We start from the raw sequence: 22,659 nt of genomic DNA, 5'->3' as shown, positions 1-22,659 counted from the left end.
TCTGCTAAAATTATAAGATTTTAGCAACCTCTTGGTTAACAAATTCCAGAAATCTTTCATCTTTTTCTGTAAACGGATCAGGAGTTTCAGAATCAATATCTATTTGTCCGATATTCTCTCCATCTTTAAATAACGGAATAACAATTTCGGATTTAACAGTAAAACTACAAGCAATATAATTGTCCTGAGCCTGAACATCAGGAACTATGAAGTTCTCATTAGAAACTGCTACCTGACCACAAATCCCTTTCCCAAATGGTATAATAATATGATCAGTTTCCTCACCAACGTATGTTCTTAGTTTTAGCTCTTCTTTATCACCATTTTTGAAATAAAAACCAACCCAATCGTAGTATTCAATAGTATCATTAAGCAATTGACAAATTTTATGTAATCTATCAGTTACAGGGTTGTCTTCATTTTTAAGGATGTTAACAACCTTAGGTTTTAAATCTTCAAATAGCATTCCTTACAATTTTCCGGCAAAAGTATTTAAAATATTTAAAAGTGTGGGTTTTTTAGAATGGTATTGTTTTGTTAAAAATTTCTAAGGAAAATGCAAAAAAATAACGATTCTATAAATATTACGTATTTTTGCTTTTACATGAAAAAGGATTTTCAGAAAATAACATCAACATTATTAGCTTGCCTGGTATTACTTTCTACGTTTTCGTTTACCGTAGAAAAGCATTACTGTGGACGTTTCTTGGTTGATGTTGCGGTGTTTTCTAAAGCCAAAGATTGTGGGATGAAAATGATGGGTCATTCTGATGATCAAAACATACAAATGAAGAAAAAATCTTGCTGTAAAGACGAGATAATTGTTCTGGAAGGACAGGATGAGCTTAAAGTTTCTTTTGATCAAATAGATTTTTCTCAACAAGTATTCATTGTATCATACTTAAATTCTTATATAAATCTATTTTCTCTACCAGAAGAAAAGCATTTGGTTTCTAAAGAATATTCTCCGCCCGAACGGGTCACAGATATTCTCATTCTGCACGAGACTTTTTTAATTTGATTTAGTTTATTATTCTTGATTGGCAAGAGTAATCTTTATGGTTATTTGTGTCAAACAGATGTTGTTTCTATTAGAAAGAATACAACTGATTTCAATTAATAGTTGACTAAATCTTACTATATATGCTCAATAAAAGCATTAAATTTTTAATCGAAAACAAATTCATAGCAGTTTTATTACTACTTATTTTAATAGGTTGGGGTCTTATCCATTCGCCTTTTAAATCAGATCTGTTTTTTTTGCCGAATCATCCGGTAGCGGTTGATGCAATTCCTGATATTGGAGAAAATCAGCAGATTGTCTTTACGAAATGGTCAGGAAGATCACCACAAGATATTGAAGATCAAATTACCTACCCGCTTACTACCTTATTATTAGGAGTTCCTGGAGTAAAAACTATTCGTAGTTCTTCTATGTTTGGGTTTTCTAGTATTTATATCATTTTTGAGGAAGATGTAGAATTCTATTGGAGTCGTAGCCGTATTCTAGAGAAACTAAATTCATTACCCAATGGATTGCTACCTAATGGAGTAACTCCATCATTAGGTCCTGATGCTACAGGCTTAGGTCAAATATTCTGGTATACGTTAGAAGGACGAGATGACCAAGGAAAAGTAACCGGTGGTTGGGATCTGCATGAGCTAAGAAGTATTCAGGATTATTACGTTAAATATGCTTTATCCTCAGCCAATGGAGTTTCCGAAGTGGCATCGATTGGAGGATATGTCCAGGAATACCAGGTAGATGTAAACCCTGAATTAATGAAGCAATACGGTATTGGGTTGCATCATGTTGTAAAAGCGGTAAAAGAGAGCAATCGTGATATCGGAGCTCAAACTCTGGAGATTAATCAGGCAGAATATTTGATTCGTGGTTTAGGATATATTAAATCTATTGCTGATATAGAAAATGCCACTGTAGGTGCCGAAGAGTATACCGCCATAAGGATAAAAGATATTGCAAAAGTCTCTCTGGGACCAGCAGCCAGACGTGGAATTCTAGATAAAGAAGGAGCTGAGGTTGTAGGTGGAGTAGTAGTAGCTCGATATGGAGCAAACCCGATGGAAGTGATTGCCAATGTAAAGGATAAAATCAATGAGTTAAGTTCAGGATTACCTTCTAAAATTCTTAAGGATGGTCGTACTTCTCAGTTAACGATAGTTCCTTTTTATGACAGAACTGAATTGATTAAGGAAACCTTAGGAACGCTAAACGAAGCGTTAACTCTAGAGATATTGATTACTGTTTTAGTGATTATTATTATGGTTTTCAATCTTCGAGCATCTATTTTAATTTCTGGATTATTACCAGTAGCAGTTTTGATGGTTTTTATAGCCATGAAAATGTTTGAAGTAGATGCTAATATAGTAGCGCTATCCGGTATTGCCATTGCTATCGGTACTATGGTAGATGTAGGTGTTATACTTTCAGAAAACATCATACGACATCTTGATGAAAACGATGAAGAGTTGCCCGTTAATATTGTGGTTTATAATGCTACCACCGAGGTTTCTGGAGCTATTCTAACAGCTGTTTTAACGACTATTATAAGTTTTGTTCCGGTTTTCAGGATGATAGGAGCAGAAGGAAAACTTTTTCGTCCATTAGCATTTACTAAAACTATGGCATTAACAGCATCTATTATTATAGCCTTGTTTTTAATACCTCCTTTTGCTGCATATTTATTTAGAAAACGATCTATTAAAAAAACGATAAGTTATACAATCAATATTGCACTGATTGTAGCTGGAGTGACAGCAATTTCTTTTGGTATTTTATTAGGTCTTATTCTTATCGCATTTGGTACTTCCAGAATTTTACAACTTACCAATAAACTTTCTGTGAAGAAAGTACATCTAATTCATATTATAATCTCCGCGATAACTATTGTTTTTCTGCTGGCAGAGTATTGGAGACCTTTAGGAGTTGATAAAAGTATTTTCTGGAACTTGATCTTTGTAGGATGTATATGTTTTGGATTGTTAGGGATATTTTCTTTATTCCGAAGATATTATGTTGTCATTCTAAACTGGGCACTTGATCATAAATTATTATTTATGTCATTACCGATAGGAATAGTAATTTGTGGTGTATTTATTTTCCAAAATACAGGAAAGGAATTTATGCCATCCCTTAACGAGGGTTCTTTTCTATTGATGCCTACTTCGCTGCCGCATGCTGGAGTTGAGGAAAATAAAAGAGTATTGCAGCAGTTAGATATGGCTGTAGCTACAATTCCGGAAGTAGAAACTGTTGTCGGTAAAGCAGGAAGAACAGAATCTGCACTGGATCCTGCTCCATTATCCATGTATGAAAATATCATTCTTTATAAGCCAGAATATATTTTAAATGAGCAAGGCGAACGTCAACGTTTTAAGACGAACGATAATGGATTATTCGAGTTGAAGGATGGAGGTTTTGTTTCTAATGCAAAAGCTAGGAAAAATCAATTAATTCCTGATGAAGATGGAGAATATTATAGAAATTGGCGTTCTCATATCAAATCACCAGATGATATCTGGAAAGAAATTGTAAAAGTGACCAGACTTCCAGGAGTAACCTCTGCTCCAAAGTTACAACCTATTGAGACAAGGTTAATCATGCTTCAAACAGGAATGAGAGCTCCAATGGGTATCAAGGTAAAAGGACAAGATTTGGCGTCTATTGAAGCTTTCGGTATACAATTAGAAGGTGTTTTAAAGCAAGTAGAGGGAGTTAAGGATGAAGCTGTTTTTGCCGATAGAATTGTAGGGAAACCTTATTTGTTGATTGATATAAATCGTGATCGTATCGCACGTTATGGAGTTTCTATCGAAAAAGTGCAACAAATACTGGAAGTAGCTCTAGGAGGAATGACGCTTACTGAAACGGTTGAGGGCAGGGAACGTTATGGTATTAGAGTGCGATATCCTCGTGAGTTGCGTTCTAATCCAGATGCTATCAAGAATATTTATATTCCTGTAGCACAAGGAAATCCAATTCCTCTAAGTGAATTGGTAACAATTAGATACGAACAAGGACCACAAGTGATAAAAAGTGAGGATACATTTCTTGTAGGGTATGTGTTGTTTGATAAATTAGATGATTATGCAGAAGTTAATGTAGTAGAAAATGCCCAGAAATTGATTAAAGAGAAAATAGATGCTGGAGAAATAACAGTTCCAAAAGGAATCAATTATCAATTTACCGGCACCTATGAGAATCAAATGCGAGCTGAGAAAACACTCTCATTGGTGGTTCCTTTGGCCTTACTTATTATTTTTCTGATATTGTATTTTCAGTTTAAATCAGTGACCACATCCCTTATGGTTTTTACAGGAATTGCAGTAGCTTTTGCCGGTGGGTTTTTGATGATTTGGTTGTATGGACAAGATTGGTTTTTAAATATTAATGTCTTTGGTGAGAATTTGAGAGATTTGTTCCAAATGCATACAATCAACTTAAGTGTAGCCGTTTGGGTGGGATTCATAGCCTTATTCGGGATTGCCACAGATGATGGAGTCGTTATGGCTACCTATTTGATGCAAACTTTTAAAAGAAATAAGCCAAAAACATTAAAAGAAATCAGAACCTCTATAGTAGAAGCAGGCGAAAAAAGAATACGACCTTGTCTAATGACTACAGCAACTACAATTCTGGCACTACTGCCAATATTAACATCAACCGGAAGAGGAAGTGATATTATGATACCAATGGCGATACCCAGTTTTGGGGGAATGCTAATAGCATTGATCACCTTGTTTGTAGTACCTGTACTATTTAGTTGGAGAGAAGAAATTTTATTTAGGAAAGCGGAAAATGAAAAGTGAAAAGAGGAAAGTGAAAAGTGAAAAACTAAAAATATATGACTAAGAGTATTTTAAGAGATAAGAGTTATAAATTTTCTATCCATATCGTTAAGGTGTGTCAGAAATTGGTTATGGAGAAAGAGTTTGTATTAAGCAAACAATTGTTGAGAAGTGGTACCGCTATTGGTGCACTTATAAGAGAAGCAGAATTTGCAGAGAGTAAAAAAGACTTTGCACACAAAATGAGTATTGCGCTCAAAGAGGCAAATGAATCTGTTTACTGGTTGGATTTGATGAAAGATACTGAATTAATTGAAGTTGAGATATATAAGCCAATTCATTCATTGAATAAAGAGTTGGTAGCAATGTTAGTAAGTACAATTAAGACAACAAAAAACAAATAATAGCAAAAATGAATACATATCTAATATATATCCGTAAAGGCTTTTTGTTATTAGTTTTTACACTTAAAGAATTAATGACTTTTCACTTTTCACTTTTTACTTTTAGGTTAAAGAAACTAATAACTTTTAGTTTTTCACTTTTAGTTTTTCACTTTATAAGCGGACAAACACTTCAGGAATACATAAAGGAGGCAAATGAAAACAATCCAGAGCTCAAAGCTTTTCAGAATGGATTAGATGCTAGTATCGAAAAAGTAAATGAAGCAAGAAGCTTGCCTAACACTAAGATCGGTACAGGATATTTCATCAGTGAACCAGAAACTAGAACAGGTGCGCAAAAAGCTAGATTTTCGGCGCAACAGGACATCCCATGGTTTGGTACTATAAAAGCAAGAAAAGAAACGGCGTCCACAGAAAGTGATGTGCATAAAAATAAATTAGAAATTGCAAAAAGAAAAATCACTTTACAAGTTGAGCAAAAGTATTACAGACTATATGAGCTTAAAGCCAGTCAGAATGTATTGGATGAACAAGATACTTTATTAGATACATATATTGAGATTGCGCTTAAGGAAGTAGAAAACAATAGAGCTTCTACTGTAGATGTTTTAAAATTGAATATCGCAAAAAACAATCTTGAGAATCAAAAGGAAATTCTAAAAGGAGAAATTCTTACTGCAGAAACAGCTTTGAATCAATTATTACATAGAGATGGTTTTGATCCTTTAGTTGTTCCTGATAATTTATTTATTCCCGAAGAAGAGCCAACCATGATGTTGGATGACATCACCTATCATCCAGAATTAATTACGTATGACTATCTAAATGATCTACTGGAAAAAAAAGAGAATGTCAATGCCAAAGAATCTCTGCCATCTATAGGTTTAGGATTGGATTATGTAATTGTTCAGGAACGTCCTAATGTAAGTTTTTCTGATAACGGTAAAGATATTATTATGCCTATGGTTTCCGTTTCGGTACCACTTTTTTCTAAAAAACATAAATCACGTTCTAAACAATATGAACTTCAGAAAGAAGAGGTGTTTCAGAAAAGAGAAGCTTCTCAGAATAATCTGGAAAACCTGATGGAGGAGGCAATAAATAATAGGATTACCGCTCGTATTAATTATAATACGCAACAAAAAAATATAGAACAAGCAAAGCAAGCAGAGAAGATACTATTATCTGAATACCAAACAGCTCAATTAGATTTTGAAGAGATATTGGATATTCAGCAAATGTTATTGGCTTTTGAAAATAAAAAAATCCAAGCTATAGCAAATTATTTTTTGCAAACGGCTGTTCTTAATTACCTACGTTAACAAGTATTAAAAAAGTATAACCCTACAAAAATTAAAAAAATGAATAAAATAGTTTTAAAAATCACAGTCGCTGTCATAACCCTATCAATAGTATCTTGCGGGAAAGATAAAAAGGAGCCAGTAAAACTGGTTCCAGCACAAGAAGAAGCTATCAGTACAAGTGATGTAGATCTCAATATTACAGATTCCAGAAGTGAAGTAGTTTTTACGGATGAAAATATTGATAAAATATATAATCAATATTTAATGATAAAAAGAGGATTGGTAAACTCTAATTATGAGGTAGTACGACAGGAAGCGAAAAAACTGGATGACTTTCTTAAAGATGCTGAAGAAACTAAACAATTAAAGGCTACTGCAAAGTTAATTTCACTTACTAAAGAGGTGAAAAAACAAAGAGATTTTTTCGTTACTCTTACTGCAGAAACTGAGAAACTGATTAGTGCCGCCGATATTACTTCTGGAGAAGTATATAAGCAGTTCTGTCCGATGGCTTTCGAAGGTAACGGAGGATATTGGTTATCTGACTCTAAAGAAGTTCGTAATCCTTATTATGGAAATAAAATGTTGAAATGTGGTAGTGTGAATCAAACGATAAAATGAAAAAGAAATATCATATAGAAGGCATGACCTGCGAAGGATGTAGATCCGGTGTAGAAAATATAATGAATGCGATTCCTGAAGTTACAAGTGCTACAGTGAATCTTGAAAACAAAGAAGCCGTTGTCGTGTCTAAAAAACAGTTGAACATTGAAGTTTTCAAAAAAGCAGTGCCCGATAAATACATAATTACAGAAAAAGAACGTGATAATGACAATCTATCTGTAATTGGTGATCATCTAACTAAAGAGAAAAGCGAATTACAACAATTATATCCACTGTTCTTGATTTTTGGATATATCACAATTGCTTCGGTTTTGCTTAATTATAATCCTTGGCGTATTGATGATTTTATGCTGGATTTTATGGGGTTATTTTACGTCGTATTTAGCTTTTTTAAATTTCTCGACCTAAAAGGCTTTCCGGAATCCTTCAGGATGTATGATCCTTTGGCAAAAATATTGCCAACTTATGGTTGGGTGTATCCTTTTATCGAAGTAGGATTAGGGCTTATGTTCTTAATGCGTTTTAAGATTAATATTGCATTAGGTGTAACTATCCTGGTTTTAGGAATAACAACCATCGGTGTTACCAAAGTACTGGTTGATAAAAAAAGCATTCGATGTGCTTGTTTAGGAACAGCCTTAAAATTACCAATGACCAAGGCTACTTTTATAGAGAATACAATCATGTTAGTAATGGCAATATGGATGTTTATAAAGATATATTCTTAAGAAAAATATACAATAATGGTTAAAAGAAAAACGGCAGTAGTCATAAGAAAAGCGCATCGATACTTAGGTATATTTTTGGGTATACAATTTCTGATGTGGACTATTAGTGGGTTGTATTTCAGCTGGACTGATATTGATGAAATACACGGTGATCAATTTAAGAAAGAAGTAACACCAATTGCCCACAACAATTTATTACGATTAGATGCTATTTCATATGGATATAGTATTTCTTCTTTGGAATTAAGAACTATCGCAGATGAACCTTATTATTGGGTTAATGATAGTGTACTGATAAACGCCCGATCTGGGATGATAAAGTCTGAAATTTCTAACGAAGAGGCGCTAAAAGTTGCTTCAGCACATATGATTGAAAATTTAGAGGTTGCATCTATTGAATTAATTACAGAAGTAGGAAAGCATCATGAATATAGAGGGAGATCATTGCCTGCTTACGTAATTAGTTATGATCACCCAGAAAATATAAAGGCATATATATCTGCGGTAGATGGTTCATTTCAGAAAGTTCGTCATCAATCTTGGAGGTGGTTTGATTTTTTATGGATGACACATACTATGGATTATGAAGGAAGAGATGACTTTAATACGATTGTATTAAGAGCTTTCTCCTTGCTAGGGTTGATAACGGTGCTTAGTGGTTTTGTGCTTTGGTATATCTCCTCACCAACACTTAGAAAAATTTTCAAAAGATAAGTAAGATGAAGAAGAACGTTGTTTATATCGGTATAGCATTATTGACAGGTTTGTTTATAGGATATTTTATTTTTGGAAGAAACACTGGCAAAGAAGCTGAAGGAGCACACGATCACAGCGAGGAAGTTTCTGATCAAACATGGACCTGTTCTATGCATCCGCAGATTATGCAATCAGAACCAGGAAATTGTCCTATATGTGGTATGGATTTAACTCCTGCTGAGACTAATGATTATGGACTAAGTTCAGATCAGTTTAAGATGACTGAAAATGCTATTGCTTTAGCTAATATTCAAACTTCTATTGTAGGAGGAACTATTGTAAATTCTGAAGAGTTAAAATTTTCTGGTAAAATCAAAGAAAATGAAGAAGCTAATACTGCTCAAGTGACTCATTTTTCTGGTCGTATAGAAAAACTTTTTGTAAATTCAGTAGGAGAGCAGGTAGATAAAGGACAGGCTATTGCTATCATTTATTCACCTGAGTTAGTTGCCGCGCAACAAGAATTATTAACCGCTGCAAAACTTAAAAAAGACCAACCGGAATTGTATAAAGCAGTTAGAAATAAATTAAAACTCAGAAAACTTTCCGAAAAGCAGATCAATCAGATAGAATCTTCTGGAGAAATTAAAGAAACTTTTACAATATATTCTCACGTCTCAGGAGTAGTTTCTCAAAAAATGGTAGAGGAAGGAAATCACATTGATAGAGGTCAGATACTATATAGAATGACAAACTTAAGTACCGTTTGGGCTTCTTTTGATGTTTACGAAAATCAAATTGGATTGATAAAGAAAGGGCAAAGTATCAAAGTCAAAACAAATGCATACCCTAACGAAAATTTTGATGCAACAATTTCATTTATAGATCCAATTTTGAATACGGCTACAAGAACAATTACTGCAAGAGCAGTATTAAAAAATAGTAATTCAATTTTTAAACCAGGAATGTTTGTTGAGGGAATTATTTCGGTTAATAATGCAGAATCGAATACTACTATTCTAATCCCTAAAAGTAGTATATTATGGACTGGAGAACGCTCTGTTGTGTATGTTAAGACACAATCTGATCAACCCGTTTTTGAGATGAGAGAAATAACCCTTGGTGATTCTAAAGGAGATTCTTATTTGATTCTTGACGGGCTTAAAAAAGGAGAAGAAATCGTAACCAATGGAACTTTTACAGTAGATGCTTCCGCTCAATTACTAGGAAAAAAATCCATGATGAAGCGGAATAATTTAACAGATAAGGGTAATAACGGAGAAAGAATTAGTGAAATGTATTTGCCTAATAGTTTTCAAAAAGAATTTGTAGCAAACTTATCAGCATACTTTCTTTTAAAAAATGCTTTGGTAGCAAGTGATGCTAATAATGCTTCCATATTTTCAGAACAGATGCTAAGAGGAATAAAAGCTATGCATACTTCTGAATTACAAAAGATAGAATTAGATAATGTTAATATGATTATTCAAAATTTAGAAGGAATGGTCAATAAAGAAGATTTAAAAGATCAACGGGAGTATTTTGTAATGCTCAATGAAAGCTTAGAAGCATTAATTAAAAATTTTGATAATCTTTCAGATACAATTTATATCCAAAAATGTCCTATGGCAGATAGTAATAAAGGAGCTATTTGGTTAAGTAAGGAAGAAGAAATAAGAAACCCTTATTTTGGAGATCAAATGCTTACTTGTGGTAGCATAATTGATACTTTAAAGAAAAGTTGATGTCTATTTCATAGCTTATTTTAACATAATAAATGTTAAAATATTAACTTATTGTTTCAATTGTAATCCAAAACAACGTATCTTTAATATAGGGAAATATTGGATTACGTTTTTTAATAGATTACAATGGCTAGAGCTGTATGGTATTTTTTATAAAGAAAAAAACCGTGCGGATGCTTTTTATTATGCTTAAGTTATTCTAATAAATGTAATCAGAAACGAAAGGGATATGGTAAAAAAACTACTTTTTATTACATTTTTAGCCTTACTTTTTTCTTGTAAGGAAACTTCAGTAACTACAATGACTAGTGCAAGTACGTTGGCTTTGTTAGAGAAATCTAAAGCTATTCAATTACGCGCAGAAAGGGTGGAAAAGCACATGCAGAAATGGCAGGACTCCTTGGATCGGTATGATAATCAAAAAATTGCTCAAGACGAGGTAAAGGATGATGAATTTGTAGACATAGAAAAGTTATCAAACTATTTCGTATTGGATATGAAATATGCTACAAAAGATAATTTTCTAAAAAAAGAAGTGTATTCTTGTGAGCGATGTTATATGAGAGGTGTGGTGGCAAAAGCATTGATTAAAGCCAATAAGGATTTCATGAAGAAAGGTTATAGAATTAAACTGTTTGATTGTTACCGTCCTTATAGTGTGCAGAAAAAAATGTGGAAAATCTTTCCTAATCCTGGTTATGTGGCTGATCCAAAAGGAGGATCAATTCATAATAAAGGTGCTGCAGTAGATATTACACTTACGGATTTACAAGGCAATCAATTGGATATGGGTACGGATTTTGATCATTTTGGGAAAGAGGCACATCATGCTTATAAAGAATTATCAGAAAAAGTTATAGCTAATCGTAAGTTATTAAGAGAGATTATGGAAAAACACGGTTTCTCTATTATAAGAACAGAATGGTGGCATTACAATTTTAAAAATAAGAAATTTAAGATTTCTGATTTTAGATGGAAATGTAGTTAATAGTTAAGAGCTCTCTCTTCATAACAAAAAAAACAGCATTCACAATTTGCGAATGCTGTAAGAGCACAATTATAAAATCGGAAAAAATTAGAATTGTTCCTGCATTTATTTATAAGTATTTATATGCTTGTGTTGTTAAAAATTCTTCAAACTCCTCAGAAGTGGCTAGGTTATAGAAAACCTGTACAGCATTCTGATAATTGTCACTTTCAAAAAGTTGTTTTCCAGCTTGTTTCTCGATAGTTTTTAGTTCATCCTCAAAAAGCATATGAAACATGTTTTCATTAAGTGTTAAACCATTATCCATTTTAACTTCATTCTTAAGCCATTGCCAGATCTGAGTTCTACTAATTTCGGCAGTTGCAGCATCTTCCATAAGATCATATAAGGCAACCGCGCCATTTCCTCCTAACCAAGTGGCGATGTAGTGAATTCCGACGTTGATATTTTTTCGAATTCCATTTTCGGTAATGGTTCCTTGAGGGATTTCGAGAAGATCTTCCTCTGTAACTACAACATCATTTCTTTTTACATCTAATTGATTAGGCTCTTGCATGTGCATATCAAAAACATGCATCGCTAATGGTACTAATCCCGGATGAGCTACCCAAGTACCATCGTGGCCATTCTTTACTTCACGTTCTTTGTCTGCTTTTACTTTAGCAAAGGCAAGTTTATTACGCTCTTCATCTCCTTTAATAGGAATCTGAGCAGCCATACCACCTATAGCTAGAATGTTTCGCTTATGACATCTTTGGATTACACGTTTACTATATGCATCCATAAAAGGACTGGTCATTGTTACCTGATCACGATCAGGAACTACAAATCCTTTATGGTTTCTTAGTTTTTTAATGTAACTAAATATATAATCCCATCTTCCACAATTAAGACCAACGATATGCTCTTTTAATGCATAGATGATTTCGTCTAATTGAAAACTTGCAGTAATGGTTTCTACTAATACGGTCACTTTAATGGTAGCATGTTCCATGCCTAAATACTCTTCAGAGAAATCGATCACATCATTCCACCATATGGCTTCTGTAAAATGCTCTAATTTTGGTATATAATAATAAGGAGCAGTTCCATTTTCTTTTAATTGTTCATTGTTGTGGAATGCATACAATGCAAAATCAAATAAGGAAGCACTGATCTCTTCGCCTTCAATTAAAAGGTGTTTTTCATTAAGGTGTAATCCCCTAGGGCGTACAATTAATGTAGCTATTTCTTCATTAAGTTGGTACGTTTTATCCTTCTTAGGATTGTAGAACGAAATAGTTTTATTGACGGCATCCGTAAGATTTTTTTGTCCTTGCAGGCAGTTCTCCCATAAAGGAGCGTTACTGTCTTCGAAATCCGCCATGAATGTTTTCGCACCAGAATTTAATGCATTAATGACCATTTTTCTGTCGACAGGGCCAGTAATCTCCACTCTACGATCCTGAAGATCTGCAGGGATTGGAGCTGCTGACCATTCGCTATTGCGAATCTCTTTAGTGTTTTCCGGAAACGATGGATAGGTTTCCAGATCAAACAACTGTTGCTGTTGTTCTCTGTTTCTTAAAAGTGTTAATCGTCTTGCGTCAAAACGATTATGCAACGCTTCGAGAAAAGCTAAAGCACCATCCGTAAGAATCTCTGGATGGTAGTTTTTCACCTCTTTCGTAAAGCTAATTTTCTGATTTAGGTTTGTTTGAGTTTCCATAACTATATCGTTTGAGTGAACAATATTAAAAAAAAGTTTTTTATAAAACAAGCGAACGTTCGCTAAATGTAATATTTTTGTTTTTGAAAATGTTCGCAGAAATCGCTACTTTTGGCTTTATGGCAATAGCAGAAGAATATATTAGATTAATTTTTGGATTGAAAATCAAGCAGATACGTACAGATAAAGACTTGTCTCTTTTTGGCCTATCTAAGTTAAGTGGGTTGTCTAAGTCGTATTTAAATGAGATAGAAAAAGGAAAAAAGTACCCTAAAACAGATAAAATTATTAAGCTTGCAGAAACCTTGGAGGTTCCATATGATAGTTTAGTTTCTTTAAAATTAGACAAAAACCTAGCTCCAATTGGTGAGATTTTGCAATCAGGAATCCTTGATGAAATCCCACTGGAACTCTTTGGGATACAACAAAGTGATCTTATCGATATTATTGCTAACGCACCTTCAAAAGTAAATGCATTTATTAGCACGATTATAGAGATTGCTCAGCATTACAACATGAGTAGAGAAGGGTTCTATTTAGCTTCGTTAAGATCGTATCAGGAAGCACATAACAACTTTTTCAAAGATCTTGAAGATACTGCTATACGTTTTGCAAACTCCTATCAACTAGATTTGTCAGGCAATATAACTGCTGCAGAATTAGAAGAGATTTTGATTGAGGAATATGGGTATACTATAAATACAGCTGGAATACCCCATCACGAAGAACTTGATAATTTAAGATCTGTATTTGTTCCAACAACAAAAACGCTGTTGTTGTCGGATAGAGTAGACGAACCTCAGAAAACCTTTATTTATGCAAAGGAGTTAGGGTATCAGTATATGGAAACTAAACAGAGACCTTATACTTTTACTTGGATCCGCTATGATAATTTTGAAGAAGTGTTGCATAATTTTTATGCTTCTTATTTTGCAGGAGCTTTAATTATACCAAGAAATCATTTAAAGGAACATCTTAAGGATCTTTTTAGTACGAAACGATTTTCTGAGAAAGCTTTTCATAAAATAATGAAGTTTTATAATGCATCTCCAGAGTCTTTTTATCAACGCCTTACTAATATTTTGCCAAAGGATTTTGGAATGCAAAATGTATTCTTTCTTAGATTTACGCATAAAAAAGGGGTAGAGAAATTTAATTTGGTAAAGGAATTACATATCACACATCAGCAACAGCCTCATGCCAATGAAATAAATGAACATTACTGCAGAAGGTGGATGGCTATTAAAACATTGCAGCGAACTGCTAATGAAGACATACCGTATTCTTTTGATATTCAGATTTCAGATTACGCAGATACAGATCAGCAGTACCTAGTGTTTACATCAGCGACCAAGGATCCGTTTAGAAAGGATTATTATCGTAGTATTGGAATTGGATTTTTGATTTCATCAGCCCTGGAAAAAAAGATCAGTTTTGTAAATGATTCTAAAATACCAAAGGTACAAGTAGGTGTTACTTGCGAGTCCTGTTCTATTATGGATTGCGAAGTTAGAAAAGCACCACCAAAACGATTATTAGCAAAAGAAAAATATAAACGAACTTCTCAATTAGTAGCAGATATTGTAAAGGAGTATTCTTAGTGCTCGAAGAATCCTACTTTTTTGTAAGAATAAATTTCACTGTTTACAGGGTTCAACCATATTTTTGATTGGGGAAATTATACTATTTTTATTTTTTTTAAAAATAGTTAAATTTTTATGGTAACATTTTTATTTATAACGACACTACTATATAGATGCCTAAAAAATAGGCACTGTGAATTCACATAATTTATTTATTAATTTTTAAACTTTTTAAACATGAAAAAAGTATTTTTAGGGCTATTTGTAGCCGGAACCATGATGAGTTTTACAAGTCCTAATGAAGGAGTTGAAACTGAAGTATTAGAAGATTTTGCTTGTACTATATCAGGTAGTGGTTACACTGTTACTGCTGATTCTTGTCAGGAGGCACGTGTACGTTGGGAAAAGCTGTTAGAATCTGAGAAACAGTAAGCAACTGAACTAACTTTAAGTAAAGATGCCTGATTTCTAGGCATCTTTACTGTTAATAATATAAAATTTAATTTATGAAGCTTTCTAAACAGAGTAAAAATTCATTAGGTTTAAAATCAATGGCATTTGTTTTTTCGTTGATAATATCCTCTACGTTTGCACAAAAAAAATATTATTCGATAGAATATGAACACACAGATATTAATGGATATAGTTGTTCTAGTGAATTAATGATCTATAACGATGAAGCAATTTTTAAGATTAATGATAAAAGAGAGGGGGGAATTACTTCTTCAGCTAATGGGCAAATGTATTATGCCAACACGGACGAATTATCTACTTTTACTTACTCTAATACTAAAGAAACATTTATAAGAACTCTTTATAAAAAAAGAGAATTAGTTTACAAGTATTCAAGTGATCATCTAGAATGGACAATTACTGAAAATTCAAAAAAAATCGGGATATATAATTGTATTCAAGCATTAGCAACATTTCATGGAAGGAATTATGAGGTTTGGTTTACTTTAGAAGTTCCTATTAATTATGGACCGTTGCGACTCAATGGACTGCCAGGTCTAGTTGTAGAAGCAACTACAGATAAAGGTTTTTTTGTTTCGAAATTAATTTCCATTAAAACAAATAAATCTGTAAATCAGATGTTTTCTTTTAGCAAAGACTTTTTTAAGAAACAGGAGAAGAAAGTTCAAAAGTACGAGGATTATGAAAAAATTATGACTGAGACTATGATACGACGTAAATTAAAAATGATATCAATTTTTAATGAAGACGGAGGTACTGCTACCCTATCTTTTGATGAAGATCAAAATGCATTTACTAGGTATATAATAGATATACCAGAAAATGCTATCAAAGAATTACAGAAAATCAATTAATGCCCAAAAAAGAATATATTATATTGCTTCTGGCGTATTTTATTATCCTAGATTTATATTCGCAAGAACTATCAGGAACTGTTAGAGATAATTTCGGCACAGCAATATCAAGAGCAAATGTAATTATAAGAACTTCTGATAAAGATTCAGAGATTTCAGAATTTTTTATTTCTGATGATAATGGAAATTTTTCACATACGCTTAGAAAAAAGTATAGTACTACTGTTTTTTTAGAGGTTAATGCACTTAATTTTGATAAAACGGTAGATAGTATCGTTAATCCAGAAATTAGTAAAAAGTATGTTTTTGATTTTATTCTTTCTCCTAAAATTACTCCATTAGAAGAAGTTATTATCTCTGAACGTAAAAAATTTAATGTTAAAAAAGATACAGTAACCTTTAATCTAGAAGCATATAAGGATGGTACAGAGCGTAAAGTAGGAGATATACTTAAAAAACTACCAGGAGTAGAGGTGGCCGAAAATGGCACTATTAAATATAAAGGAAAATCGGTAAGCGCGTTACAATTGGATGGTGATGATTTGTTCGGTTATAATTATGCGATTGGCACCAAGAATATTTCAATTGATATGGTGGATCAAATAGAAGCGATTGATAACTACTCCGAAAATCCATTACTTAAAGGAATTGAGAACTCTGATAATGTGGCCTTGAACCTCAAACTCAAGAAAGGAAAAGTTGATTTTTCAGGTACTGGAAATGTAGGTTTGGGTTATGGAGATAAAACATACTATAATACGGGAATCAATATTCTAGGAATAGCCAAACGGTTTAAGTCCTTTGGGATTTTATCATATAATAATATTGGGCTTAGCAATTCTCCTTTTGATTATTTTTCTGCATCCGTGGGTCTGGAACAATTACAAAACGAAAATCTATATAGCAAAGCAGTTATTAACGAAACACCTTTAAGCAGTGTTTTGAATGATAGAAGAACCCGGGTAAATAGTGAATGGCTTGCTAATTATAATTTCATATACCGTTTTTCTCCAAAGCTGAGTGTAAAAACCAATGTGTATTATGTAAAAGATAAATTTGTGAGGCAAGAGTTATTTCAAAACACCTTTTTTGCAAATAATGAAACTATTAATTATACAGATCAAACAAATATCACCAAAAGACCCGAAAATAAAAGGTTAGAGTTAAAGTTTACGTATAATCTCTCTAAACGCTCCTTGTTGGAACTAGAGACTCTGATCAATAAGCAGAATATTACTTCTAGAAATGAACTTATCAAAAATTTTGAAAATCCAGGTCAAACGGAGTTAAATACAGAGGATTTCTTATGGAAGAATAAACTACAATTTACAAACAAATTAGGAAAAACTAGTGCATTGCAATTTGTTTCACTCTATTCAAGAAACAATAAACCACAGGGTTTTAATACATTTGGGGATTTTTTTTCAGCTTCGGATGTGATCAAATCATATCAACAGCTTAGTGAGTTCCGAAAAGAAAATTTTCAGAATAATTTGGTATTTCTATTCAAAAGGAAGCAGATAAAGTATGCATTAACGTCTGGGGTTCAACATTACAAAACTCCGTTTGAATCTTCATTGAAAGAAAATGAAATGGCAGTTACAGATTTTCAAAATACTTTTGATTATTTCAAAACTAATTACTTTTCGCATTTCTCATTAGCATATAAAAACAAATACTGGAAGATAGAACCTTCCTTAGCAATTAATTACTTATCACAAAAACTTGAAGCTTTTACTACTTCAATAAGAAGTCAAAAGAAAGATGTTTTTTTCTTACAACCTAATTTAAAAACGACTCTATATATTAACAGTGTCTCCAGAATAAGATTTGAAGGGAGTTATGAGCAGAAAACTCCTGAGGATCAGTACTTATTTTCAAATGGAATTGTCATAGATAACAGGTCTATTGTGAACAATAAAGTGGCTCTGGATTTACAGGAGCATCAAAATTATTCTTTAGGGTACAGATGGAATGATATTTTTAAAAATATAGATATCAATTTAGTTGCAGGATATAATACCAAAAATAATGTGTATTTGTCAGCTATTGATGTTAGTTCGAATTTCACAAGTATAACTTATTTTCAATCTCCGGTTCGTTTGGACAATTGGTTTGCGAGCTTATCTTTTGAAAGATATCTTCGTTTTATAAAAACAACTTTCAAACATTCTTCTCAATATACAGTCTCAAATTTCAAGAATATCTTGAATCAATCCGATTTGAGAAGTGGTCAATCCGAAAATTATAACGGAGACATTTTTATGAAAACAGCTTTCAGGATTCCTGTGAATTTTGAAAATAAAATTAGTTATGGAGTTTCTAAATTTTCAGTTGAAAATCAATCAAATATCACAAATATTACATTGAAAAATTCCTTCAAAACTATCCTAAAGCCTAATAAAAATTGGTTGTTTACTTTTACATACGACTATTTCAAACCTGACACCAGAAAAAGTGATGATTTTTCTTTTTTAGATTTCAATATTCGATATATTTCAAAAAAGTATAAATGGTTCTCAGCAAGTATAGAAGGTAACAACTTGTTGAACAACAAAGTCTTTAAACAGATAGAGAATTCAGATTTTTCTACTACCACATATCAAAGTAATCTGATTCCTCGGTATTTTATGTTGTCTTTAGATGTAAGCTTCTAGATATAGTGGCAGATATTGTAAAGGAGTATTCTTAGTGCTCGGAGAATCCTACTTTTTTGTAAGGATAAACTTTATTGTTTATACGGTTCAACCATATTTTTGATTGGAGGAATTATGCTATTTTTATTTTTTTTAAAAATAGTTAAATTTTTATGGTAACATTTTTATTTATAACGACACTACTATATAGATGCCTAAAAAATAGGTACTGTGAATTCACATAATTTATTTATTAATTTTTAAACTTTTTAAACACGAAAAAAGTGTTTTTAGGGCTATTCATAGCCGGAACCATGATGAGTTTTACAAGCTTAAATGCAACAGAAATGATTCCTGTTGAAGAAGATTTTGGAGTTTGTTGTGCTGCTAGTGGAGGTGGTCATTCAGTTACATATTGCGAGGGAGGTTTTGATACGGGACATGCGTGTTCTGTTGCTCAAGATTTATTAGAACTTACAAAACTGTAAATTATAGTTAATAATTAGACATATCTTTTATAGGTATGTCTAATTTTTATTTTTAAGCGTAAACATTAAGATATGAAATTAAAAAAAAGTGCTTTATTAAGAAAAAACTGTTTTGTTGCTTTTACTTTTTTTGGTTTAATTACTTGGGCACAGAATAATTATACGATTGAATATGAGTTTATAGATAGTGATAAAGCCATTTTAGAAAGTAAACTGATCATACAGGGAAATGAGAGTGTTTTTGTGATAAAAGATAATAGAGAATCGGGGATGACATATTCTGAAGATGGAACACCATTAAGCAATGTTATTAATGATGATCTGGGGCTTTTTATGTATAGTAATGAATATTTTGTGTATACACGAATACCATATCCTTTATCAAGAAAAGGAACTTCTTATAAGTATAAAGCAAATACTATGAATTGGGAGTTAACAGGTGAAACTAAAAAAGTGGGTTCTTTTATTTGTCAAAAGGCTTCATTAGATTTTCACGGTAGAAAGTATCAAGTTTGGTTTACAACAGAAATACCAGTAATCTTTGGACCATTAAACCTTAATGGTTTGCCGGGATTGATTGTAGAGGTTATTGAAGAAAATGGTTTTTGCAGTATAAAATTATTGAGTTTTAAAAAGATAAGTGATGAAAATTTATTGAAAAATGCGAGAGCTTTTTTTCAGAAAAAAGACATTATGGAGTATGATGCTTATGAATCTTTTATGAATGATTTTGTAATTGAATACAAAATTAAAAAAGCACAAAAAATTTCTGAATTCTTAAAGAAGCATGGCGGAACTGCAGATATTAATTTAGGTAAAGGGCAATATCATTTTGTAAGGTATTTAATAGATATTCCTAAAGGAACATTAAGAGAATTGGAAAAGATTGACTTATACTAAAAATTTGAAATTTGTAGCAAGATTACACTTTAAGTATGTGTATATTAATAGTGTTTTTATTTTTTTTGGAATAGTGTCTTCTCAGGCTCAACAGATAAAAGGTACTGTAAAAGAGTATTCTGGAAAGTCCGTGCCAAGAATCAGTATTATTGTAAAAACCGATAAAAATTCCTCTTCTATATCAGAATTCCTGATTACGGATAGTGAAGGGAATATTAATTACACACTTAAGAAAAAGTATATAAAAACTATATATCTTGAGGCAAGTGCTTTGAGCTATGAAAAAGCCATAGATAGTATTATAAACCCTAAAGCTGATCAGGTATATACTTTTGATTTTACATTATATCCCAAAATCAATGAATTGGATGAAGTAGTTATTTCAGAACGCAAAAAGTTTAATATTAAAAAAGATACCGTTGTTTTTAATGTTGGGAAATATAAAGATGGAACGGAACGTAAGGTTGAAGATATATTACAAAAATTACCCGGTGTTGAAGTAGCACCCAGTGGTTCCATAAAATATAAGGGAAAAGAGGTGTCTGCCGTTCAGTTAGATGGGGATGATTTATTTGGAGCAAAATATAGTATTGGAACCAAAAACATCTCTATCGATATTGTGGATCAAATTGAAGCTATTGAGAATTATTCTAAAAATCCCTTATTAAAAGGAATCGAAAATTCTGGAGCGGTAGTTCTGAATTTAAAACTTAAAAAAAATAAAACAGATTATTCAGGTACAGCAGATTTGGGATATGGTTATGGAGATCGTAATTATGTTGATGCTACTACTACTCTTATTGGAGTATCTGATAATCTAAAGTCTTTCGGGATTCTGGGGCTTAATAATACAGGTAATTACCCAGCATTTGGTCGAACTTCTGGAAGTTTTTTAGCTTCTGGTTCTGGTCAAACTGAGGATGAAAGCGATATTTTCAGTAAAAAAATCATTAACGAAACACCAATTACGAATAGTTTAGGGTTTAAACGATCCAGGATCGATGAGAGGCAGGAAGGAAGTTATAATATTTTATATAAATTTTCGGAAAAAGCAAAAGTTAAAGCTAATGTAATTTATCTAAAGGATGATGTTTTTCAGGAAGAACAATTTCGGAATAATTTCTTTTTTGCTACAGAAACTTTTGGGTATACAGATAGAACGCAAATTATTCAAAAACCAGAAGCTAAAGCAATAGACCTAGATTTTACTTTTAATACTACTAAAAAATCTTTATTAGAAATAGAAACAAGTTTGAGTGAATACTTGCAACAGTCTACCAATAATTTTGATCGAGATGGTATCTCTAATGGTACTACCGGTTTGTCTTTTGAGGATTTTTTATTTAAAAACAAATTGAAATACACACATAAAGTCAATAAAACAAATGCATTACAATATGTCTCATTATATTCTATAAATAATACTCCACAAGAATTTAAAACTATAGGTAATTTTTTTTCTACCGAAGATGCAATCAATTCATATAATCAATTCAGTGAATATCAAAAAGAAACTTTTCAGAATCGTTTGATATGGCTAGGAAGAAAAAAAGCAACTAAGTATGCATTTACTCTTGGAATAGATCATCAAAAAAATCCATTTGAATCATCTTTGACCGAAAATCAAATTCTTATTAGTACTCTAAACAATAATTTTGAATATCAGAAGACTGACTATTTTTCACTTTTTTCTGCGATTTATGAAAATAAAAAATGGAAATTTGAGCCATCATTATTTCTTAGGTATTTGATGCAGGATATAGATGTAGAGATGAATGAATCAGGAAATCAAGCCAAGAATTCTTTCGTTTATGAACCTTCTTTGACTATTTCTCACAAAATATCTCCAGTTTCCAAATTTAATTTCTCAGGGAGTTATGAACAAAACACTCCGGAAGAAAATTATTTATTTAGTAATGGTGTGATTACAAATAACAGAACAATTCAGCAAAATGAAGTCTCTTTAGAATTGACAAAAATTCAAAAATACTCTTTAGGATATCAATTAAATGATTTGTATCACAATATAGAAGCTAATGCTATTTTTGGATATACCGATACCAAAAATGTTTTTCTGTCTAATTTAGAAGTTAATAATAATGTAACAAGTATAACTTTTTTTCAATCGCCAACTGATTTAAATAGTTTGTTTGCAAATGTTTCTATCGAGCGTTATTTAAGATTTATACAAACAACACTAAAGATATCTTCGCTTTATACTGTTTCAGAATTTAAAAACTTTATAAACCAATCAGAATTACGTGATGGAATATCAGAAAACTATGAAGGAGTTCTTTTTGTAAAAACAGCATTTAGAATACCAATAAATTTTGAAAACTTTTTAACGTATCGAATAAATTCATTTTCTATAAATGGGCAAGTTTCTAACACTAATTATGCAGTCAATAATTCTTTTAAAACAATTATCAAACCTAATAAAAATTGGCTGTTTACTTTTACCTACGACTATTTCAAACCGAACACCAGAAGAAATGATGATTTTTCTTTTTTAGATTTCAATATTCGATATATTTCAAAAAAGTATAAATGGTTCTCAGCAAGTATTAAAGGTAATAACTTATTGAATAACAAAGTCTTTGAACAGGTAGAGAATTCAGATTTTTCTACAACCATATATCAGAGTAATCTGATTCCTCGGTATTTTATGTTATCGTTAGATTTGAGTTTTTAAGTCAAGCCTAGTTTAAAAATAATATG

18 protein-coding genes are annotated in these 22,659 nt (G+C 32.0%); 16 read left to right on the top strand and 2 right to left on the bottom strand.

Annotated elements, in window-relative coordinates:
* Window positions 1-10: 10 nt before the first annotated feature.
* A complete protein-coding gene (locus tag Q0910_RS14405) occupies window positions 11-466 on the bottom strand; it encodes a GAF domain-containing protein (protein ID WP_299217933.1) in 456 nt (151 codons plus the stop codon).
* A gap of 90 nt (window positions 467-556) precedes the next feature.
* Between Q0910_RS14405 and Q0910_RS14400 the strand changes: the two genes are divergently transcribed.
* The 9 genes from Q0910_RS14400 to Q0910_RS14360 all read left to right on the top strand — a co-directional run bounded on the left by Q0910_RS14400 (window position 557) and on the right by Q0910_RS14360 (window position 11,298).
* Window positions 557-1,021 carry a hypothetical protein gene (locus tag Q0910_RS14400; RefSeq protein WP_299217931.1) on the top strand — a complete coding sequence of 155 codons (465 nt, stop codon included), beginning with the start codon at window positions 557-559 and terminating at the stop codon, window positions 1,019-1,021.
* Between the two features lie 122 nt (window positions 1,022-1,143).
* Window positions 1,144-4,830, top strand: coding sequence for an efflux RND transporter permease subunit (locus Q0910_RS14395; protein ID WP_299217929.1), 3,687 nt, complete (start codon window positions 1,144-1,146; stop codon window positions 4,828-4,830).
* 35 nt (window positions 4,831-4,865) lie between these two features.
* The gene (locus tag Q0910_RS14390; RefSeq protein WP_299217926.1) at window positions 4,866-5,213 is read left to right on the top strand and encodes a four helix bundle protein; all 348 of its coding nucleotides are present in this window, start codon (window positions 4,866-4,868) and stop codon (window positions 5,211-5,213) included.
* A gap of 8 nt (window positions 5,214-5,221) precedes the next feature.
* The gene (locus Q0910_RS14385) at window positions 5,222-6,535 is read left to right on the top strand and encodes a TolC family protein (protein ID WP_299217924.1); all 1,314 of its coding nucleotides are present in this window, start codon (window positions 5,222-5,224) and stop codon (window positions 6,533-6,535) included.
* Window positions 6,536-6,574: 39 nt separating this feature from the next.
* Window positions 6,575-7,138 carry a DUF3347 domain-containing protein gene (locus Q0910_RS14380; protein WP_299217922.1) on the top strand — a complete coding sequence of 188 codons (564 nt, stop codon included), beginning with the start codon at window positions 6,575-6,577 and terminating at the stop codon, window positions 7,136-7,138.
* Entirely contained in the window at window positions 7,135-7,869 is a 735-nt protein-coding gene (locus Q0910_RS14375; protein WP_299217920.1) for a heavy-metal-associated domain-containing protein, read from the top strand. The genes Q0910_RS14380 and Q0910_RS14375 overlap by 4 nt, the downstream gene beginning before the upstream one ends.
* Window positions 7,870-7,884: 15 nt before the next feature.
* On the top strand, window positions 7,885-8,583 hold the full coding sequence (locus Q0910_RS14370) for a PepSY domain-containing protein (protein ID WP_299217918.1): 699 nt from the start codon (window positions 7,885-7,887) through the stop codon (window positions 8,581-8,583).
* 5 nt (window positions 8,584-8,588) lie between these two features.
* The gene (locus Q0910_RS14365) at window positions 8,589-10,310 is read left to right on the top strand and encodes an efflux RND transporter periplasmic adaptor subunit (RefSeq protein WP_299217916.1); all 1,722 of its coding nucleotides are present in this window, start codon (window positions 8,589-8,591) and stop codon (window positions 10,308-10,310) included.
* A 229-nt stretch (window positions 10,311-10,539) separates the two neighbouring features.
* Entirely contained in the window at window positions 10,540-11,298 is a 759-nt protein-coding gene (locus tag Q0910_RS14360) for a M15 family metallopeptidase (protein WP_299217914.1), read from the top strand.
* Window positions 11,299-11,407: 109 nt separating this feature from the next.
* Here the strand turns inward: Q0910_RS14360 and aceB are convergent, their stop codons facing one another.
* The gene (gene aceB, locus Q0910_RS14355) at window positions 11,408-13,006 is read right to left on the bottom strand and encodes a malate synthase A (RefSeq protein ID WP_299217912.1); all 1,599 of its coding nucleotides are present in this window, start codon (window positions 13,004-13,006) and stop codon (window positions 11,408-11,410) included.
* Between the two features lie 89 nt (window positions 13,007-13,095).
* On the opposite strand from aceB, the gene Q0910_RS14350 reads away from it, so the two are divergent.
* From Q0910_RS14350 to Q0910_RS14320, 7 genes are all read left to right on the top strand, one after another.
* Window positions 13,096-14,607, top strand: a complete 1,512-nt coding sequence (locus Q0910_RS14350) for an XRE family transcriptional regulator (protein ID WP_299217909.1) — start codon at window positions 13,096-13,098, stop codon at window positions 14,605-14,607.
* 219 nt (window positions 14,608-14,826) lie between these two features.
* Window positions 14,827-15,021 carry a hypothetical protein gene (locus Q0910_RS14345; RefSeq protein ID WP_299217907.1) on the top strand — a complete coding sequence of 65 codons (195 nt, stop codon included), beginning with the start codon at window positions 14,827-14,829 and terminating at the stop codon, window positions 15,019-15,021.
* Window positions 15,022-15,095: 74 nt separating this feature from the next.
* The gene (locus tag Q0910_RS14340) at window positions 15,096-15,917 is read left to right on the top strand and encodes a GLPGLI family protein (RefSeq protein ID WP_299217905.1); all 822 of its coding nucleotides are present in this window, start codon (window positions 15,096-15,098) and stop codon (window positions 15,915-15,917) included.
* Window positions 15,917-18,574 (top strand): TonB-dependent receptor, encoded by a 2,658-nt coding sequence (locus tag Q0910_RS14335; RefSeq protein WP_299217903.1) that lies wholly within the window; start codon window positions 15,917-15,919, stop codon window positions 18,572-18,574. The genes Q0910_RS14340 and Q0910_RS14335 overlap by 1 nt, the downstream gene beginning before the upstream one ends.
* Window positions 18,575-18,837: 263 nt before the next feature.
* Entirely contained in the window at window positions 18,838-19,041 is a 204-nt protein-coding gene (locus tag Q0910_RS14330) for a hypothetical protein (protein ID WP_299217901.1), read from the top strand.
* Between the two features lie 72 nt (window positions 19,042-19,113).
* Entirely contained in the window at window positions 19,114-19,941 is an 828-nt protein-coding gene (locus Q0910_RS14325; RefSeq protein ID WP_299217898.1) for a GLPGLI family protein, read from the top strand.
* A 4-nt stretch (window positions 19,942-19,945) separates the two neighbouring features.
* The gene (locus Q0910_RS14320; RefSeq protein ID WP_299217896.1) at window positions 19,946-22,633 is read left to right on the top strand and encodes a hypothetical protein; all 2,688 of its coding nucleotides are present in this window, start codon (window positions 19,946-19,948) and stop codon (window positions 22,631-22,633) included.
* Window positions 22,634-22,659: the final 26 nt, after the last annotated feature.

It is taken from the genome of uncultured Aquimarina sp. (assembly GCF_947495315.1).
GTDB lineage: Bacteria > Bacteroidota > Bacteroidia > Flavobacteriales > Flavobacteriaceae > Aquimarina.
The sequence above is the reverse complement of the archived record's forward strand: the minus strand, read 5'-3'. Positions and strand labels throughout refer to the sequence as shown.

Coding starts and splice junctions, on each gene's coding strand:
- Q0910_RS14405 (WP_299217933.1), bottom strand. CDS start 466: ATGCTATTTGAAGATTTAAAACCTAAGGTTGTTAACATCCTTAAAAAT.
- Q0910_RS14400 (WP_299217931.1), top strand. CDS start 557: ATGCAAAAAAATAACGATTCTATAAATATTACGTATTTTTGCTTTTAC.
- Q0910_RS14395 (WP_299217929.1), top strand. CDS start 1,144: ATGCTCAATAAAAGCATTAAATTTTTAATCGAAAACAAATTCATAGCA.
- Q0910_RS14390 (WP_299217926.1), top strand. CDS start 4,866: ATGACTAAGAGTATTTTAAGAGATAAGAGTTATAAATTTTCTATCCAT.
- Q0910_RS14385 (WP_299217924.1), top strand. CDS start 5,222: ATGAATACATATCTAATATATATCCGTAAAGGCTTTTTGTTATTAGTT.
- Q0910_RS14380 (WP_299217922.1), top strand. CDS start 6,575: ATGAATAAAATAGTTTTAAAAATCACAGTCGCTGTCATAACCCTATCA.
- Q0910_RS14375 (WP_299217920.1), top strand. CDS start 7,135: ATGAAAAAGAAATATCATATAGAAGGCATGACCTGCGAAGGATGTAGA.
- Q0910_RS14370 (WP_299217918.1), top strand. CDS start 7,885: ATGGTTAAAAGAAAAACGGCAGTAGTCATAAGAAAAGCGCATCGATAC.
- Q0910_RS14365 (WP_299217916.1), top strand. CDS start 8,589: ATGAAGAAGAACGTTGTTTATATCGGTATAGCATTATTGACAGGTTTG.
- Q0910_RS14360 (WP_299217914.1), top strand. CDS start 10,540: ATGGTAAAAAAACTACTTTTTATTACATTTTTAGCCTTACTTTTTTCT.
- aceB (WP_299217912.1), bottom strand. CDS start 13,006: ATGGAAACTCAAACAAACCTAAATCAGAAAATTAGCTTTACGAAAGAG.
- Q0910_RS14350 (WP_299217909.1), top strand. CDS start 13,096: ATGTTCGCAGAAATCGCTACTTTTGGCTTTATGGCAATAGCAGAAGAA.
- Q0910_RS14345 (WP_299217907.1), top strand. CDS start 14,827: ATGAAAAAAGTATTTTTAGGGCTATTTGTAGCCGGAACCATGATGAGT.
- Q0910_RS14340 (WP_299217905.1), top strand. CDS start 15,096: ATGAAGCTTTCTAAACAGAGTAAAAATTCATTAGGTTTAAAATCAATG.
- Q0910_RS14335 (WP_299217903.1), top strand. CDS start 15,917: ATGCCCAAAAAAGAATATATTATATTGCTTCTGGCGTATTTTATTATC.
- Q0910_RS14325 (WP_299217898.1), top strand. CDS start 19,114: ATGAAATTAAAAAAAAGTGCTTTATTAAGAAAAAACTGTTTTGTTGCT.